General features: G+C 59.3%; 15 protein-coding genes and 1 pseudogene. 13 read left to right on the plus strand and 3 right to left on the minus strand.

All coding sequences use genetic code 11. The features are described 5' to 3' along the window. Positions 1-115 precede the first annotated feature (115 nt). Positions 116-1,039 carry a LysR family transcriptional regulator gene (locus GQ56_RS0108120; protein ID WP_031398182.1) on the plus strand — a complete coding sequence of 308 codons (924 nt, stop codon included), beginning with the start codon at positions 116-118 and terminating at the stop codon, positions 1,037-1,039. Positions 1,040-2,181: 1,142 nt separating this feature from the next. Here the strand turns inward: GQ56_RS0108120 and GQ56_RS44095 are convergent. Further along, complete coding sequence (locus GQ56_RS44095) at positions 2,182-2,394, minus strand: hypothetical protein (RefSeq protein ID WP_152601690.1); 213 nt, start codon at positions 2,392-2,394, stop codon at positions 2,182-2,184. Between GQ56_RS44095 and GQ56_RS39225 the strand changes: the two genes are divergently transcribed. Continuing rightward, positions 2,393-4,447 (plus strand): LamG domain-containing protein, encoded by a 2,055-nt coding sequence (locus GQ56_RS39225; protein ID WP_081894859.1) that lies wholly within the window; start codon positions 2,393-2,395, stop codon positions 4,445-4,447. The genes GQ56_RS44095 and GQ56_RS39225 overlap by 2 nt on opposite strands. A gap of 175 nt (positions 4,448-4,622) precedes the next feature. Here the strand turns inward: GQ56_RS39225 and GQ56_RS47200 are convergent, their stop codons facing one another. Next, positions 4,623-4,997, minus strand: coding sequence for a GNAT family N-acetyltransferase (locus tag GQ56_RS47200; protein ID WP_081894860.1), 375 nt, complete (start codon positions 4,995-4,997; stop codon positions 4,623-4,625). A gap of 190 nt (positions 4,998-5,187) precedes the next feature. Beyond that, positions 5,188-5,706, minus strand: coding sequence for a hypothetical protein (locus GQ56_RS44100; protein ID WP_152601691.1), 519 nt, complete (start codon positions 5,704-5,706; stop codon positions 5,188-5,190). A 111-nt stretch (positions 5,707-5,817) separates the two neighbouring features. Between GQ56_RS44100 and GQ56_RS46455 the strand changes: the two are divergent. The 11 genes and pseudogenes from GQ56_RS46455 to GQ56_RS40055 all read left to right on the plus strand — a co-directional run. Continuing rightward, positions 5,818-6,277: pseudogene (locus GQ56_RS46455) on the plus strand (integrase core domain-containing protein); the annotation flags it as partial. A gap of 456 nt (positions 6,278-6,733) precedes the next feature. Further along, positions 6,734-7,000, plus strand: a complete 267-nt coding sequence (locus tag GQ56_RS0108145) for a flagellar biosynthetic protein FliQ (RefSeq protein ID WP_031398184.1) — start codon at positions 6,734-6,736, stop codon at positions 6,998-7,000. A 15-nt stretch (positions 7,001-7,015) separates the two neighbouring features. Continuing rightward, positions 7,016-7,858: a flagellar biosynthetic protein FliR gene (locus GQ56_RS0108150; RefSeq protein WP_063934616.1), complete on the plus strand. Its 843-nt coding sequence runs from the start codon at positions 7,016-7,018 to the stop codon at positions 7,856-7,858. Next, the gene (locus GQ56_RS0108155; RefSeq protein WP_052007230.1) at positions 7,845-8,951 is read left to right on the plus strand and encodes an EscU/YscU/HrcU family type III secretion system export apparatus switch protein; all 1,107 of its coding nucleotides are present in this window, start codon (positions 7,845-7,847) and stop codon (positions 8,949-8,951) included. The genes GQ56_RS0108150 and GQ56_RS0108155 overlap by 14 nt, the downstream gene beginning before the upstream one ends. Beyond that, positions 8,948-11,026, plus strand: a complete 2,079-nt coding sequence (locus GQ56_RS0108160) for a flagellar biosynthesis protein FlhA (RefSeq protein ID WP_031398187.1) — start codon at positions 8,948-8,950, stop codon at positions 11,024-11,026. Before GQ56_RS0108155 ends, GQ56_RS0108160 begins: the two co-directional genes overlap by 4 nt. Before the next feature lie 73 nt (positions 11,027-11,099). Beyond that, on the plus strand, positions 11,100-11,879 hold the full coding sequence (locus tag GQ56_RS0108165) for a flagellar hook-basal body protein (protein ID WP_031398188.1): 780 nt from the start codon (positions 11,100-11,102) through the stop codon (positions 11,877-11,879). Between the two features lie 30 nt (positions 11,880-11,909). After that, the gene (gene flgG / locus GQ56_RS0108170; protein ID WP_031398189.1) at positions 11,910-12,722 is read left to right on the plus strand and encodes a flagellar basal-body rod protein FlgG; all 813 of its coding nucleotides are present in this window, start codon (positions 11,910-11,912) and stop codon (positions 12,720-12,722) included. A 6-nt stretch (positions 12,723-12,728) separates the two neighbouring features. Further along, a complete protein-coding gene (locus tag GQ56_RS0108175) occupies positions 12,729-13,823 on the plus strand; it encodes a flagella basal body P-ring formation protein FlgA (RefSeq protein WP_081894861.1) in 1,095 nt (364 codons plus the stop codon). After that, entirely contained in the window at positions 13,820-14,410 is a 591-nt protein-coding gene (locus GQ56_RS0108180; RefSeq protein ID WP_031398191.1) for a flagellar basal body L-ring protein FlgH, read from the plus strand. Before GQ56_RS0108175 ends, GQ56_RS0108180 begins: the two co-directional genes overlap by 4 nt. Next, positions 14,407-15,579: a flagellar basal body P-ring protein FlgI gene (locus GQ56_RS0108185; RefSeq protein WP_031398192.1), complete on the plus strand. Its 1,173-nt coding sequence runs from the start codon at positions 14,407-14,409 to the stop codon at positions 15,577-15,579. The genes GQ56_RS0108180 and GQ56_RS0108185 overlap by 4 nt, the downstream gene beginning before the upstream one ends. Further along, positions 15,576-15,977, plus strand: coding sequence for a flagellar basal body protein (locus GQ56_RS40055; protein ID WP_235212662.1), 402 nt, complete (start codon positions 15,576-15,578; stop codon positions 15,975-15,977). The genes GQ56_RS0108185 and GQ56_RS40055 overlap by 4 nt, the downstream gene beginning before the upstream one ends. Positions 15,978-15,987: the final 10 nt, after the last annotated feature.

Below are 15,987 nucleotides of genomic sequence, written 5' to 3' on the forward strand. Positions count from 1 at the left end.
GCGTTGGCTGGTTCGGTGTTGCGTGCTGCGATGTGAGAAGAATATCGACGGCCCAATCCTTTCGAAATAGAATTGATTGCAATCCAACGTTGCATAAATGAAAAGATGAGGGGACATGCCGAGACTGCCGGATTTCGAAGGACTCGCGATGTTCGCGAAGGTCGCCGAGGAGGGATCGTTCGCGGCGGCGGCGCGTGCGATGGGGGTGTCGGTGGCGACGGTCTCGCGCGGCGTGGCCCGTCTGGAGGACCGGCTGGGCGCGCGGCTGTTCAACCGCACGTCGCGCCAGCTTTCGCTGACCGAGTTCGGCCGCTCGATCTGCGAGAAGGCCGGCGAGATCTACCGCCAGGCGGAAGAAACGGAGAACTCGGCGCGCGAAATGTCGGTGCAGCCGCGCGGGCTGGTGCGCCTGGCGGTGCCGATGTCGTTCGGGCTGCGCTGGGTCGCGCCGCTGCTGCCGGGGTTCTTTCGCGCGTATCCGGAGGTGTCGATCGACCTGCATCTATCGGATGCATCGGTCGATCTGGTCGCCGATGGCTTCGACGCCGCGCTGCGCATTGCCGCATTGCCCGATTCGTCGCTGGTGGCGCGGCGGCTGTGCCCGGTGACGCAATATGTGGTGGCGTCGCCGGAATATCTGGAGCGCGAGGGGCGGCCCGCTCACCCGCGCGAACTGGCGGACCGACCCTGCCTCTCGTACGCGTATCGCGCGCGTAGCGATGTCTGGCGCTTCACGAACGACGCGGGCGAGGAGGAACCGGTGATGCCGACCGGCCCACTGCGCGTGACGAATTCCGATGCGTTGGTGCCCACGTTGCTGGAGGGCCTGGCGATCGCCGAGCTGCCCGAATTCATCGCGGGCGAGTATCTGGCCGATGGCCGCCTCGAAGCGATCCTCACGGACTGGTCGCTGACAAAGGGCGGTCTGTACTTCGTCACGCCGTCGGCGCGTGCACGGCCTGCGAAGGTGGCGGCGCTATCCGATTACTTCGCCGAGCATCTTTCCGATCCCGCGTGGCGATGGTCAAAGCCGCAATGAAGCGGCCACCCATCATTGCAATTGTGCAATGGTGGGTTTCGAACACTTCCAATTCGTAAATATCTCCCTGTTCGTATTCTCCTTTCCATCGGCTGCACGACATCACGTCGCAAGCCGCTCAACCACCCGGAAAGGAGAAGCACGGCGACCATGCAAGCCCACCTGAACACGCCCGCCCGCAGTCCGTCCGCATCGACATCGAGTGAGATCATGAAAAAAGGCACCACTGCGTCCTCGTGCCTGATTTATGCGACAGCGCCGTGCAAAAGACACGATGTAAACACGTTTCATCGAATGTAGGCAGGCCTTGGGAATAGGCGATTTGGCATGGTGACGGAGATTCGATAGCCGGGAGTAGAAGATTTTATGCAAAATAGAACGTGCGATAATTAACAAAACCAAATACAACCATAGATCATCGATTTGGATAATTGTTCGATTATTGGAAATGACATCGAACATTGCATCTCGTCTTTCTCGAATGTTGCCTTATGTCCCTACGTAAATCACTGATTCTGCCCCAATCTATCGGGCGGATTTGATGGTGGGCAAGTAGGTCCCACGGCCGCGCCGGAATGCTGCCAATGGTGGCAGCAAAATTGCTCGCCTTCGAAACTTCGCGTACGCAGTGGTTTTGCGCATACCCGCTCCGCAGCCCGGAGTTGTCAGGCTTGTGCGAGAGCGCACGCCAACTTCCAGTCCGTGACACTCAATTGCAGCCGGTAACTCTATAGAAGATTTTAGGGCGAAAACCGGGTCGATCAGCCCCTAAAATAGTGGTTCACCGGTTTAATCAAAAATCACTGGATTTCATCAGTGTCACGCTTGACTATCTGGATTCCAAATCACACAGTGTGAGTGCTTTTAGTGTCATCGCGTCACAAAAACGTATCAGATTGTCCGGGCAACATTTCCTGTAAATAATGAAGTCGATACCATATCAATGGTAAACAATAAGGATGACGAATCATGAGGAAATATTTCTCCAGTCTGTCGGGGCGTAAGGAGTCGAGCGTATGAGGCACGAAGCGCTAGCACGTCATTTGCAGTTGCCCGCGGGCCTTCATAAAGCGTCCGGAGCCATTCTGACTCTTGCCGAATGCCGGCGGGATCCGAGCGCCGTACTGCCCCCTGCGCAGTTGTCAGTCGCCCAGAAGATTGCCCTCGTAAAAGCCCGTTGGCTTGCGGGGGAATGGAGCGACATCGTTTACGGAACCGAGGGCACCGTCGATCGCGACAAAGCGATTCGAGAGCTGGAAGCCCAAAGCGATATTGGCCGGCATCTCATGGAAGTTGAGTTGCGCGCCATTGAGATGACTCACGAAGAAGCCGCACAGCAAGGGAACCCATAACATGTATCGTGCACACCTCGTGGCCGGCGCCTCTCTTCAGACTGCGCCGAGCGAAGCTTTCAATTTTGGAACCGGTGACTTCACCGTCATGACCATGATCAGTTCGGTCAAAGGCGGAACGGCTGTCGCGCGGAAGGGCGCCGCGGGTGGTTCGGGCAACGGCGGGTTCCTGCTTGTCGTCAATCCGGACGGCTCGGTGAAGTTTGCGACCGACAACGGCTTCGGCTATTACCAGGTCGTTTCCGCTCCGTCGTCGATTCTGGATGGAGACTGCCATACGATCGCAGGGATTCGAACCGGTGCGCAGCTTTCCATCTTCATCGATGGAGTCGCCGTTTCGGTGACGGCCTCCGGCAACGCAGCGCCGCCGTTGAACGTCAACAACAACCTGCCGCTCACAATCGGTTGTACTCAGCAGTATCAGGAGCCGCACAATCAGTTCCTGGGGAATCTGATGAACGTGAGCGTTTGGAATACCGCGCTAAGGGGCGACCTGCTTGTTAGCGCCGCATTTGCCCGGATTACCGGCTCGGAGGCAAATCTTCAGGGTTACTGGACACTCGATGACACGACGGCCGACCTGTCGCCCCATCGGAATTCGGCTCGCAGTGTGGGTGCTGTCACCTATGAGTATTGCCTGCACTGCATGTGGGTAGCGGGGGACAATGCCTATACGTTCTGCTCCATCGCAAATATGCCGGACCAGAACACGCCGGACATGACGGTGACGCTTGCTCGTGATGTATCAGTGCCAACCGGCTCGCGTTCCTTCGGCATGTCGATTCTGGCAAACCAGGACGTTCCCGCCTTTCCCGGTGGGGCGCAGGTGGTCCTCACCGATCCGCTCGGGAATGCCTACAACCAGGACGCGAACACGGACGGCCTGTTTGTCCTGACCCGCAACGGCCAACCTTGGGCCGTCATGGTTACGAACCCTATAGCCGGAAAATGGACTGTGCGGGTAACCGCTCCGTCCAAGACGGCATTTCATCTTTTCACGCAAACGGTCCCGACCTCCCGTGTGGTGCAAACGTGTGAGCAGACGCTTGCGCCGTTGTTCCAGGGCGTGAGTGGACATGGGTACGCGGTAACGGATGGGATGACTGCGCGGGCGCAACTTTCGTGGAGTTTGTGGGATACGATCGCTGCGGTCGCCGTGGGCGTTATCACTGGTGCCGTCGTGGCCGGTGTGATCGTAGCCTCCGGTGGTGCTGCCATACCTGCCGTATTAGCCGGCCTCGTGGCCTTTACGGGCGTTGAGGCCAGTCTTGCAAATCAGGCTCTCACCGTGTTCGATACAGGCAATCTTCCTGTTGCCACTGCACAGACCGCCGGGATGGCCGGCTTCGTGGTCGCCGCGGGCAAGTTGCTGCTGATGGACGCCAACGTTGAAGCCGATCGGGCAACGCAACTCATATACAAGCAACGCAAGAAGAAGCTTTACCCGGTGGTTACCGCGAGCACCTTCAACAAGGTTCAGCAGCAGTTGGTGGGCGAACAGATGAAACGCGCCAAAGTCGCCGACGCGATGTCGGGCTTTGCCCAGGGGTACGTAAGTGGCGCCGGGCACGGCAAGCCGACCTACCTGATGGGCTGGTATGTGAGCGGGAACGATGGTCCGCTTGAGGAGGTACTTGCGACGTTCGGTGCGGCGAAATTCTCCGCACAGGAAGTCAGCGGGAGAATCATCCACTTCTTCGCCTGCAATACCGGCGCTGCGGGAACAGATTCGTCTCCCGGCCTGGGAAGGGCAATGGTGACTGCAGGTGCCGTGGCATTTTTTGGGTACAACTTGCCGTTTATCATCAACGTAGAGGAATCACCGGCGTTCTGTGACTGCGACATCGCGATTGACCTGGCCATGATCGCCGGGAATACCTGCGAGGTAGCCTACAACAAGTCCATCGCGCTTTACGACTCCACGATCAAAAGGCTGAAGGCTAATGGGAACACGCAGGCTGCCGCACAATTGGAAAGCAATCGCAATGCGTTGGTGTCACCGGTGACGAGTTCCATGTACGGGAACAAAGACGCGTATCTCACGATCAGTGGGTGACGCTGTACCGGTGATGCGACGGACGGGCCACGGCAAGTGGCCCGTCACCGAAGTCATCGCCAGGGATCAGCCGAGCCGGTGGCAACTTCCGACCATGTATGACTATTCGACGTTCTCGTCAGTGGACATACACGGCAGGCTTGGTCCGATCCGAGTCATTTGCAATGTGAGCGCCCTAGTCATATTTCTCCAGGCAATGGAACTCCTCCGTCCGGATCTCGAAGCACGCTCGACTCTGAATCTGCGAAGTCAGGCGAAATCCACATCTTTCGGCTACGCGAACAGAGGCTTGATTCTCGACCGAGCACCAGGCTGTCATCCTCGTGATTCCACCTGCACCAAACGCAAGCATGAGTAGCTCACGAACTGCCTGCACCGCATAGCCTTTTCCCCAATAGGCCGGTAACAAGAACCATCCACAATCAGCCGCATCCGAACCGCGAAGCGTATACCCAACACTTCCAATCATCTCGTTCTCGTACGGACATTCAACGGCGTAGAAGAACCTTGCGCGCTTCACGGATTGCTGCCGCGCTATTGCGTCGGCCAGAGCTTTCTTGCATTCCTATCTTGCTCGCGGAAGCCATGACACATAGCGTGCTACCAGAAAATTCATCTGAAATTCGCAAAACCGGTCAACATCAGTCTGTAAGTGCTCACAAAGTCGAAGGCAGCATGAATTCATGTCGATATGCTAGTCGCTCAAGAAACCACATTGTTCACGCTTCGAGTCCTGTCGCCTAATTACGGCTGCGGGTGTGCGGCGAGAATCCGCGACTTCTGAATAGACGCTCCGAAGCTACATTGCCGTTGGTAATCATTGCACTGCATTCCGAATGGCCGAGCGCGGATAGTTTTGCCAATGCGGCGTCAAGCAACGCTCCGGCTGCGCCCAACCTCTGGCTGCCGGGGGCGCTGGCTATGACAGCGACAACCGGACATCCATAAGCCTGATAGTCGCAGACAAGGCATGCCGACTGAAGGCCACCCGTATGCTCAACGGTCCACGATGCCTCGGAGATCCATTGGCCGTACTGTCCCGCAAGGATCGCCGTGGCCTTTGACGCATACTGAGCTTCCGTCTGCCCGATATCGTCGATCGTGCCGTGAAACGCCGTAAAGAAAAGCAGCCCAAGCGCCGATGCGTCACCATGCTGTATGTGGCGCAAATCGGTCGACTGGGCGATAGCCCGGTGGGCGCAGTCGGACAGCGCGAGCTTCCAAAGCTGCGCACTACGTTCGCGGGTCGCGCTTGACATCCCTGGATCCGTTCGTCTGAGCGGTTGCGTTGACGACTCCCGGATTGTCGACGATGTGGCAGATGTCGTCGATTGTCTCTTCATGGCCGGGCTGCGTCCGTGCGCCGTTAGCAGCTCCGGTCGATGGACTTCATGCACGACCAACCGCCGACGGACGCCGTATCCGGCTGTTCAACATGATCGACGACTTCAACCGCGAGGTGCTCGGCATCGAGATGGACCTCATTGCCACCGGAACGCGTGATCGGTGCGCTGCGGCAGATCGTTGGATGGCGCGGCTGACCAAAAGCGATTCGGTGCGGTAACGGGCCTGAGTACCTGAGCGCGGCGATCATCGAATGGGTCCGGCAGTACTGCATCAGGCTCGAATACATCCAGTCGGGCAAGCCCCAGCAGAACGCGTATGTCGAGTGAGCTAACCGGACCGTGCGGTACAAATCGCTATCGCAGCCCCACCGGGAAGAGTTGAACCACGTCCTGCGCTTCGCGACGGATTGGATGCGGACTTACTCACGAGCGCCCGGACATGGTCTTGGGCGGATGTACGCCAACGCAGCGGTTGGCCATGGCCGTTTGGTTTCTACTTCCGAACCTCGCGGAAAACCGGCGGGAAACCGTCAAGCATGGCCGACCGGTTACCCATCAGGCCTGGCGGATGGGGAATGTTGTTTCAAAACAAAACGACTCAAAGTGCTGGTCAATTATCAACAAATAAAACATAAAAAGCTTATTTTCATAAAATTATTTTATGTTGATATTCGGGTATTACGATACTTTTTCGAAGTAATACAAATAACCTTCATTAATCTTTCGCTCAGAAAGACAAATTGTTAAATTGTGTTAGATGTGAATTAATTCATGTTTAAATCAATGATCTGCGGTTACATTCTGAAACATATGTGCTGAGGTCGATTTGCTGGTTTGATAGTTTAAATAGAAAGAAATTACTCGGTGGTGTATTTGTAGTACGAAATGTAGAGATTGGGTTGTAATAAAAAATCTCACATACATCGAATTGGGGGCTTGGGTGAATCCGGATATCGCTTTACATATGCTCGGGGAAACTTTCTGGACCGGGTTGCTGGTTTGCGCGCCGGTGTTGGGGAGCGTATTGCTGGTTGGGCTGATCGTCAGTGTTTTTCAGGTCGTCACACAAATCCAAGACATGTCTTTGACATTCATTCCGAAACTCGTCACGGCGATGCTGGTCCTTACGACGATTGGGGCATGGATGTTGCGGGAGATGGCCCAGTTTTCGTCGCGCCTTTGGATAAGTATTCCCAGTCTCTTCTGAGCGCGGACGATAATCATGTCGAATACCCTGTCCGCCTGGGGGCTGAGTAGCGATTGGCTCGTCACAGTGACGTTACTGTCGATTCGCATCGGCGCCGCATTTCTGTTTACGCCTTTGTTGACCGTAGTCAACGTGCCGGGGCCGGCACGTCTGCTGATTGTGATCGGTCTGGCCACGGGATTGACTTCTGCCTCACCGGGTGTGGGTGCGCTCACGCCAAGCGGTTCCTCGGCAGCCGACGCTATTCGTGGCGATATTGTATTCGGCTGGATTCTTTCGGAAATGGCATTTGGGGCGACATTGGCCGTTGCCGTCCACCTGGCGTTCGCCGTATTTTCTCTTGCCGGCCGGATTCTGGACATTCAGATCGGCTTCGGTCTTGCACAAGTCTTTGATCCAAGCACCAATGCAGTCGTGCCGGTGCTGACGACGATATTCAATCAGGCTGCAGTCATCGTTTTTTTTCTCGTAGACGGTCATCACATGCTGTTGAGGGGTATTGCCTACAGCGTGCGTCGATTTCCACTCGGGGCGCCGTGGCCGCTGGATGCGGCTGTGACTCCCATTCTGGCCCAGGCGGCCGAAATACTGGGTCTTGCCTTTTCGCTGGTCTCTCCGATCGTTTTTTGCATGCTGATTATCGAGTTCGCGCTTGCGTTGTTGTCGCGCAGCGTTCCGCAGATGCACATGCTGTCGATGGGGTTGCCCGTGAAGATCCTGATCGGGCTGGCTGTCCTGTCGTTCTGGATCGTGGGAAACGGCGCAGCGATGTTGCGTATTTACGGGACGCTTTATCACACGTGGGACGAATGGTTTGGCGCCGTAAGCGTTGATGGGGGCTTACATGGCCGACGCTGAACAAAATCGCAGCGAAGCCGCGACGCCTCATAAGCTGAAGAAGGCGCGTGAGCAAGGACAGGTTGCGAAGAGTCGCGACCTGTCGCTGGCAATCGTGCTGATTGCGACAATGCTGTATGCATCGTCGCAGGCTTGGCCGGTTTGGCGCCAGGTGTTCGCATTTGCCCGGGGACTGATGGTCGAGGCCGGTTCCGGCGGGCTGGATCCGGCATTGCTCGTGACACTCCTGGAGCGGATGATTCGCATGTGTATGGTTGCCGCGACCCCGTTTCTGGCTGTCGTGGTGATTGCCGCGATCATCGGCAACCTGTTGCAGGTTGGGCCGCTGGTTGCGCCAGCGACCATCGAACCGAATTTCGAACGGTTGAATCCGGTCGAGGGCATCAAGCGCTTGTTCTCCCTCCAGTCGATCTACCAGGCACTCAGACTGCTGCTGAAGCTCGTGTTGTTGGCGATCGCGGTTTATTTCGCTATCAAGAAACTGTTGCCGCAGTTTTATCTGCTGATGGGCCAGGGCGCCATGCGCCAAACGAAGACACTGCTCGACGACATTTCTTCGCTTGGTCTGAAGGTCGGTGCGGTGTTTTTCCTGCTTGCGATGTTCGACTGGCTGTCGGCGCGCCGGCGTTTCGCGAAGCGGATGAGAATGAGCCGCCGTGAGGTCAAGGACGAAGTGAAGCAACGCGAAGGCGATCCGCGTATCCGCGGACGCTTGCGCGAACTTCGACGTGACGTGCTGAAGCGCAGTCTCGCCGTCAGTCATACACGCAGTGCCGACGTGGTCATCACTAATCCTGTCCACCTGGCCGTTGCGTTGCGTTATGTCGAGGGTGAAATGTCGGCCCCGCAATTGGTCGCGAAGGGACGCGGTTTGATGGCGGCGGTGATGCGAAGCATCGCGTCCCGTCATGGTATCCCGATTGTCCCGAATCCCCCGCTTGCTCGCGCGCTATATCGTGAAACGGAGATCGATCAACACATTCCTCCGGCGATGTACGCAACCGTAGCCCGGATCATCGTCTGGGTATTCGCGCGGCGGCGAGCCGCGCACGAAACCGGCGTCATGCAGGCGCCACTGCGGAGCAGCCGATGAACGCGTTGAAGCGCATCCTCGGCGGACATGCCGACGTCGTGATGGTCCTGCTTGTCCTCGGCGTGCTGGTGGTGTTGTTCGCCCCGATTCCAGCGGGCGTGCTGGATTTCCTGATCCTCACGAATGTCAGCTTTGCTCTACTGGTCTTGCTTCTGACCTTTTACATGGAGCGGCCGGTCGAGTTTTCGACGTTCCCGTCGTTGTTGCTGATAGCAACGCTGTTCCGCTTGTCGCTCAACGTGGCGGCGACGCGTCTGATTCTGTCGTCGGGAAACGCGGGCAAGGTGATATCGGCGATCGGCGCGTTTGTCGTTGGCGGCAACTATGTCATCGGGTTGATCGTCTTCCTGATCCTTATTGTTGTGCAGTACGTGGTCGTGACCAACGGTGCGCAGCGCGTTTCCGAAGTTGCCGCACGTTTCACGCTGGACAGCATGCCCGGGCAGCAGATGAGCATCGACGCGGACCTGAACATGGGGTTTATCGATCAGGCGGAAGCACAGCGCCGGCGCAAGAACCTCGAGAAGGAAGCGGCCTTCTACGGCGCGATGGACGGGGCGAGCAAGTTCGTGAAGGGCGACGCGATTGCCGGTATTCTCATCATGCTGATCAACATCGTCGGCGGGCTCGTGATCGGCGTGATGCAGCAGGGCATGCCGTGGGGCGAGGCCCTGCAGACATATACGCTGCTCACGATCGGGGACGGGATTGTCACGCAGGTTCCGGCGCTCGTGATCGCAGTGGGGACCGGCATTATCGTGACGCGCTCCGCAAGCGATGCGAACCTGAGCGCCGAAGTCGCGCGACAGATCACGTCGTTTCCGAAGACGCTGTTACTCGTGGCGGGCGCGTTGGGCGGGCTGATTCTGTTGCCCGGCATCCCGCCGCTTCCGGCTGCGGTGCTCTCCGGCCTTGCGTTGACCGTAGCGGTGCTGCTCTATCGAGCGGCGCGCCGGCGTGAAGCGTCATTGCCGCCCGAATCCGCGGACCAGCCGGGCGACATGCGCGATGCTCGCGGTACCGAGACCGATCCCTATGCCCAGCTCGCGGTCGAACCGATCGAAGTTCATCTCGGCGCGTATTGGGCCAGGCAGGCCGATCAGGCGGACAGCTTTCTGAACGAGCGAATTGCGGCATTCCGCAATCAACATGCATTCGAATTGGGTCAGGTGTTGCCGCCCGTTCGATTCAAGGCGAATGGCAAGCTCGCTCCCGATCGTTACGAGATTCTGGTGGACGGCGTCCCTCGCGCGAGGGGAGAGGCGCGTGTCGAGCGCTTGCTCGCCATTCATCCGTCGGGCGACGTGCGATCGGTACCCGGTGAGCCGACGCGGGACCCCACATATGGCCTGCCTGCGATCTGGATCGAGGAAAGGCAGCGCGAGGTCGCGCTTGCCGCGAAGTTCACACTCGTGGACGGCGGCACGGTTCTGATTACCCACCTGTGCGAAATACTGCGCCGCGAATCCGCGACCTTGCTTACCCGCGGCGAGACCGAGCGTTTGCTGTCACGTGTCCGAAGTGCGCAGCCCGGCCTTGTCGAAGAACTGGTACCGACGGTCCTGGCGCTGAGCGACATTCAGAAAGTACTGCAGAGCTTGTTGCGCGAGAAGGTACCGATTCGAAATATCGAAGCGATCGTCGAGACGCTCGCCGATGCGGCGCGTTACAGCAAGGACGTGGGTCAACTGACAGAACTGGTGCGACGCAGGTTAAGTCACGCGATTTGTCATGGACTGGTCGGTGACACCAACGCACTTCATGTGCTGACACTCGATCCCGCGATCGAGGGCGAGATTCTGAGTGGCTTTCAGGCAGTGCGTGAGGCGCCGGATGGGACGCCGCAGCCGTTTGCGATCGATCCGCGCCTCTCGGAGCAACTCATGACGCGTCTTGTGCAGCAGGCCGAACGCATGATGAAAGGAAACCTGCAGCCGGTGCTGCTTTGCGCTCCCGATCTACGACGCCATCTCCGTGCTCTGTCCGAACGCGTCGTGCCGCATTTGCGTGTGCTGTCGATGGCCGAGATTCCGCAGTCCGTCGAGCTGAAATCGTGGGGAATCGTGAAGCTGTAGTGCTGTAGCGACAAAGACTTGACTGAAAAGCGTCGCAGTACCCCTTGTTTTGAAAAAAAGGCCAAACACGGACATGGACGACATATTTGCGATTGGATTGATTGGCATGCAGCAGGATCTGGCCAAGGTGGATCGAGTCGCGGCGAATATCGCGAACGTATCGACACCCGGCTATCGACGCGAAGTGCTTGGCGCAGCGCCGTTCGCTGACGTCGCGCGGCTGGCAGCCGGCGACCGCCCGGGCCCGGCGTCTTCCGCGGTGGGAGCGGGGTTCGAGCAGGCAAACATGCGTGTTCTGCTCGATACGCGTCCCGGCACACTCAAGGTGACGGGCGAGCCGCTGGACGTGGCCCTTACTTCCGATGGATTTTTCGAAGTAGAAACGGCCAATGGAACGGCTTATACGCGGCAAGGCAACTTCAGTGTGGATAGCCGCGGCAGGCTCGTCACCGCTCAGGGCGATCCGGTGATGGGGCGTGGCGGGGAGATCCATCTGAACACGACGACACCTGTGATCGATCGGCAGGGCAATGTCACCGAGCCGGCGTCGTCCAGCGCGTCCGCAGCGGCATCGCGTTCGCCGGTGGCACAGTTGAAGATCGTCACGTTTGACGATCCGCAGTCGTTGACGAAGATCGGCGACGGCCTGTACGCCGCCGGGAACGGTATGAAAGTGATAACGGACGGAACGGAGGTGCGGCAGGGCGCACTCGAGAATTCGAACGTAAACGCGATGCGGGAAATGATGCAGCTCATGCAGACGACGCGCCATTTCGAGTCGATGCAGAAAATCGTTCAGAACTACGACGGGTTACTGGACACGGCCATTCACAAGCTCGGCGATCTGTCGTAACGCCATGACCGGAACAGGGAACAGCAAATCATGCTAGACGCTCTTTATGTCGCGGCAACCGGCATGCAGGCCCAGCAGCTTGATGTCGACACCATTGCGAACAACCTCGCCAATCTCAACACGACGGCATTCAAGAAATCGAGGATCAGCTTTACCGACCTCGTCACGCTGGAGCGCGTCCGGCAAACGCACGTGGTGGGAAACGGACGAGGTGGCGGCATCGACGAAGCCGGGCCGCTCGCCGCCGTGCCGCGCATGGGAGCGGGTGTCGGTATCGCCAGCGTGGCCAAGCTGTTCGATGCAGGGGTGATTTCGCAGACCAACTCGCAGTGGGACGTCGCGATCAACGGTGATGGCTTCCTGTCCGTGTCGATGCCGGACGGGTCGACTGCGTATACCCGGGGCGGCACGCTGATCGTCAATGGTGACGGACTGCTTGCGACTCAAAGCGGGCAACCGCTCAAGCCCGGTCTTGCCGTACCGGCGAATTCGACCGGGATGACGATCGGCAGCGACGGCAGCGTGTCGGTCACGGTTCCTGGTCAGAGCGGACCGGTGAAACTCGGTCAATTGCAACTCGTGAGGTTTTCCAACCCGGCTGCCTTGCTCGCACAAGGCGACGGACTCTACAGCGAAAGCGACGGTTCGGGCGAGCCGATCTCGGGCGATGCGGGACAGGACGGCATCGGAACCCTGCAGCAGGGCTCACTGGAGGGATCGAATGTGCAGATGGTCGACGAGATGGTCAACCTGATGGTCGCGCAGCGAGCCTACGAGGCGAGCGTGAAGGTCGCTCAGGCATCCGACGAACTGCTTGGCCTGGTCAATAACCTGCGCAAGTGAACCGACATGATGCTTGACAGCGTTCGAGTGGGTCCGCATACGTCGAAGTCCGTGCACCGGAGTGCGCTGACGCTCCTGGCTGTGCTGTCGTTCAATGCTCACGCAGGACAGGACGATGTGGTCCGGATCGACTTGCGCGGCGACGTTGAAGTGACTCACCGCAATGTCTCGCTGGGCGACATAGCCGTCGTTCGCGACAGCGATGACACGAGAAGTCGTCGCCTTGCCGCATTGCCTATCGGGTCGGTACCGCAGTCAGGCGTGTCCGTCGTCGTGCCTCGTGTCGTACTGGGCGCATGGATCGAGAAGCGCCTGGGGCTTCGAGCCGGACAGATCGAATGGAGCGGAGAGGCGTCGAGCCGCGTGCATCTTGCCGTGTCGAGGGTGCGAGGCGACCTGATTGGTCAACGGGCCGAGGCCGCGCTGCGGGCCGAGCTCGAGACGCGCGGGATGCATTGCATGATTTCGCTCGCACGTACGCCGGTCGACGTCGACGTTCCGGCAGGCGCGCTGACGATGGACGTACGCCAGATCGCGCCCCCGGCGATCCAGGATACGGCGGGAGACCGCTTCGTTTCGAAACATCAGTCAGCATGGGTGGATCTTCGCGTCGACGGGATTTTCGTGCGAACGGTACCGGTGGATTTCGACGTGAGTGTTTTTGCGCCGACCTATGTTGCTGCACGGGATCTGCGCGTCGGTCAGATCCTTGATCCGACGCGGCCCGATCCGGCCCAGGTGAAGATCGAGGAACGAGAGTGGAGCGGTCGACCGACGCCGCCGCTCCGTGTGGCGACGGCGCTCGATCCGGCACGGAAAGTCGAGTCGGTTGATGCCGGGGACGATTCGATGATGCGCGTGCGTCGCCCGGTCCAGGCGGGGCGCGTCCTGTCGAAGGCCGATGTCGAGCCGCTGCCCAAGGTGGTGCGTGGTGACTATGCGACTTTGCGCGAAGTTGACGGTCCGATCGCGCTGGAAAGCCGCGTAGAGGTGATGGAGGACGGTCAGGTAGGCGATGCCGTGCGCGTCAGGCAGACCGGTGCGTCGGATACGGTCGTGGCGCGCGTGACCGGGCCGCATGCGGTGGAGGTACAGCGATGAACCTGCTCCGCCTGCCCGTTTCCGCCGTGCTCGGCATGCTGATCGCCGTCGCTTCGCAATGCGCTTCGGCCGAAAGCCTGTATCGCGAAGAGACCTATCGCGCCCTGACGAGCGATCAAAAGGCCTATCGAGCCGGTGACCTGCTCACCGTCAAGGTTTACGAGCAATCGTCGGCGACGACGAGCACCGACACGTCGACGCAGCGGACGAACGGCCTCAACGGTTCGATTTCCATCTTGCCGAGCGGCCGGCAACTCGGCGGATCGCTTGCTCAGGGTGGTACGTTCGACGGAGGTGGTACGACCCAGCGTGCGAACAAGCTGCTTGCGACGCTTAGCGTGAACGTCAAGGATGTGCTGCCCAACGGCGATCTCGTTGTGGCGGGAGAGCAGACCTTGACCGTCAACAACGAACAGCACAAGGTCAATCTGACCGGTCGGGTCAGACCGCAGGACATATCGAGCGACAACGTCGTCTTATCGACGCGCCTTGCCGATGCGCATATCGACTACGTCGGCGAAGGCGATCTGTCGGATCGCCAGAAGCGCGGCTGGTGGCGCAAGGTGCTGGATTGGCTGGGGCTATGATGAATCGAGCATCGTATCTGAGCGCCGGGACGGCATACGCCGTCGCATGCGGCACCCGTATCCTCGCCGCCGTTGCTTTGGGCGTTGCGCTGGCCGCGACTGCATGCGCGGCCGAAGGCACGACGCGTGTGAAGGATCTGGGCAAGCTGCGTGGTTGGCGCGACAACGCGCTGGTCGGCTACGGCATCGTCACGGGCCTGGCAGGAACGGGAGATTCGCCTACCAATGCGACGACGCGGCAGGCGCTGTCGAACGTATTTGCGCAATTCAATCTGACCATCCCCGCGTCGCAAGTCCAGAGTCGCAACGTCGCGGTCGTAATGGTGTCGGCCGAGATGCCGCCGTTCGCGCGCGCTGGCGATGCGCTGGACGTGACGGTGTCCTCGACCGGCGACGCACGGAGCCTGGTCGGCGGCACGCTGCTTGTCGCGCCGCTCAAGGCAGCCAACGGACGCACGTATGCCCTGGCAGAGGGCGCGGTCGACGTCGGAGGATACCGCTACGACGCCAACGGTAACGTGGTGCAGAAAAATCACCCGACAGTGGGATCGATTCCGAACGGCGCGAAAGTCGAAGTGGGCGTGACGGCGCAAATGGTTGCTCCCGACCAGACCATCACGTTCGACCTCGCCGATCCCGACTACACGACGGCGAGCCGGATTGCCGCGGCCATCAACGCGAGACTCGGTGCGGGCGTGGCGCGTGCGCGCGACGCAGAGGGTGTCGAAATATCGGTTCCGAACGATCAACGCGACCAGCTCGTATCGTTCGTGTCGCGCATCGAGGCGGTTGGTGTCGAGCCGGATCGCCGCGCACGCGTCGTGATCAATGAACGCACGGGTACGGTCGTTTCGGGCGGCGATGTCCGCATCTCGCCGGTGGCGATTTCGCAAGGCGATCTGAAGATCTCGATCTCCAGCTACAACAGCGTATCGCAACCGATCGGCATTTGGGGCGGCCATTCCGGCGCGCGTACGGCGCTTGTCACTAATTCGACGATCGACGTGGACGAGCAGCTCGGTCCCGGCTATGTCGGACCGCGGAGCAATACGGTTGCGGATCTCGTGCAGTCGCTGGCGCGACTCAAGACGAATACCCGCGACATGATCTCGATTTTGCAGGCAATCAAGGCGGCAGGCGCGCTGCATGCCGAGCTCGTGGTGCAGTGAACGATCAACAGGAGAACGCAGTGACGGAAGGAATGGAGGCGATCACAAGCGCAACACTGGGGCTGGCGCTGGATGCCGCGAGCCTGCGGCAGCAGGCGATTGCCGCGAACATCGCGAATGCGCAGACCGATGGGTATGTTCCGCTGGGTGTCGATTTCGAGCGGCAATTGACAGACGCACGACAGACGTGGGCCAGTTCCGGCAGTGTCGATGCCGAGTCTTTGCGCGGCGTGGCGCCGCGTCTCGTGCGTGTCGTGTCGCAAGACGGCATGCAGTCGGGACTCGACATGCAGGTTGCGGCACTGGCGCAGAACGGCGTGCATTTTCAGACGTTGCTGAAAGCGTTGTCGAAACACTATGCGTTGCTTGAAGAAGCGGTCAGCGACGGCAAGAAGTGATTCCTTGAGG

The organism is Burkholderia paludis (assembly GCF_000732615.1).
Classification (GTDB): Bacteria; Pseudomonadota; Gammaproteobacteria; order Burkholderiales; family Burkholderiaceae; genus Burkholderia; species Burkholderia paludis.

Coding starts and splice junctions, on each gene's coding strand:
- flgG (WP_031398189.1), top strand. CDS start 11,910: ATGCTAGACGCTCTTTATGTCGCGGCAACCGGCATGCAGGCCCAGCAG.
- GQ56_RS0108185 (WP_031398192.1), top strand. CDS start 14,407: ATGATGAATCGAGCATCGTATCTGAGCGCCGGGACGGCATACGCCGTC.
- GQ56_RS39225 (WP_081894859.1), top strand. CDS start 2,393: ATGTATCGTGCACACCTCGTGGCCGGCGCCTCTCTTCAGACTGCGCCG.
- GQ56_RS0108150 (WP_063934616.1), top strand. CDS start 7,016: ATGTCGAATACCCTGTCCGCCTGGGGGCTGAGTAGCGATTGGCTCGTC.
- GQ56_RS0108155 (WP_052007230.1), top strand. CDS start 7,845: ATGGCCGACGCTGAACAAAATCGCAGCGAAGCCGCGACGCCTCATAAG.
- GQ56_RS0108160 (WP_031398187.1), top strand. CDS start 8,948: ATGAACGCGTTGAAGCGCATCCTCGGCGGACATGCCGACGTCGTGATG.
- GQ56_RS0108175 (WP_081894861.1), top strand. CDS start 12,729: ATGATGCTTGACAGCGTTCGAGTGGGTCCGCATACGTCGAAGTCCGTG.
- GQ56_RS0108165 (WP_031398188.1), top strand. CDS start 11,100: ATGGACGACATATTTGCGATTGGATTGATTGGCATGCAGCAGGATCTG.
- GQ56_RS44095 (WP_152601690.1), bottom strand. CDS start 2,394: ATGTTATGGGTTCCCTTGCTGTGCGGCTTCTTCGTGAGTCATCTCAAT.
- GQ56_RS0108180 (WP_031398191.1), top strand. CDS start 13,820: ATGAACCTGCTCCGCCTGCCCGTTTCCGCCGTGCTCGGCATGCTGATC.
- GQ56_RS0108120 (WP_031398182.1), top strand. CDS start 116: ATGCCGAGACTGCCGGATTTCGAAGGACTCGCGATGTTCGCGAAGGTC.
- GQ56_RS44100 (WP_152601691.1), bottom strand. CDS start 5,706: ATGTCAAGCGCGACCCGCGAACGTAGTGCGCAGCTTTGGAAGCTCGCG.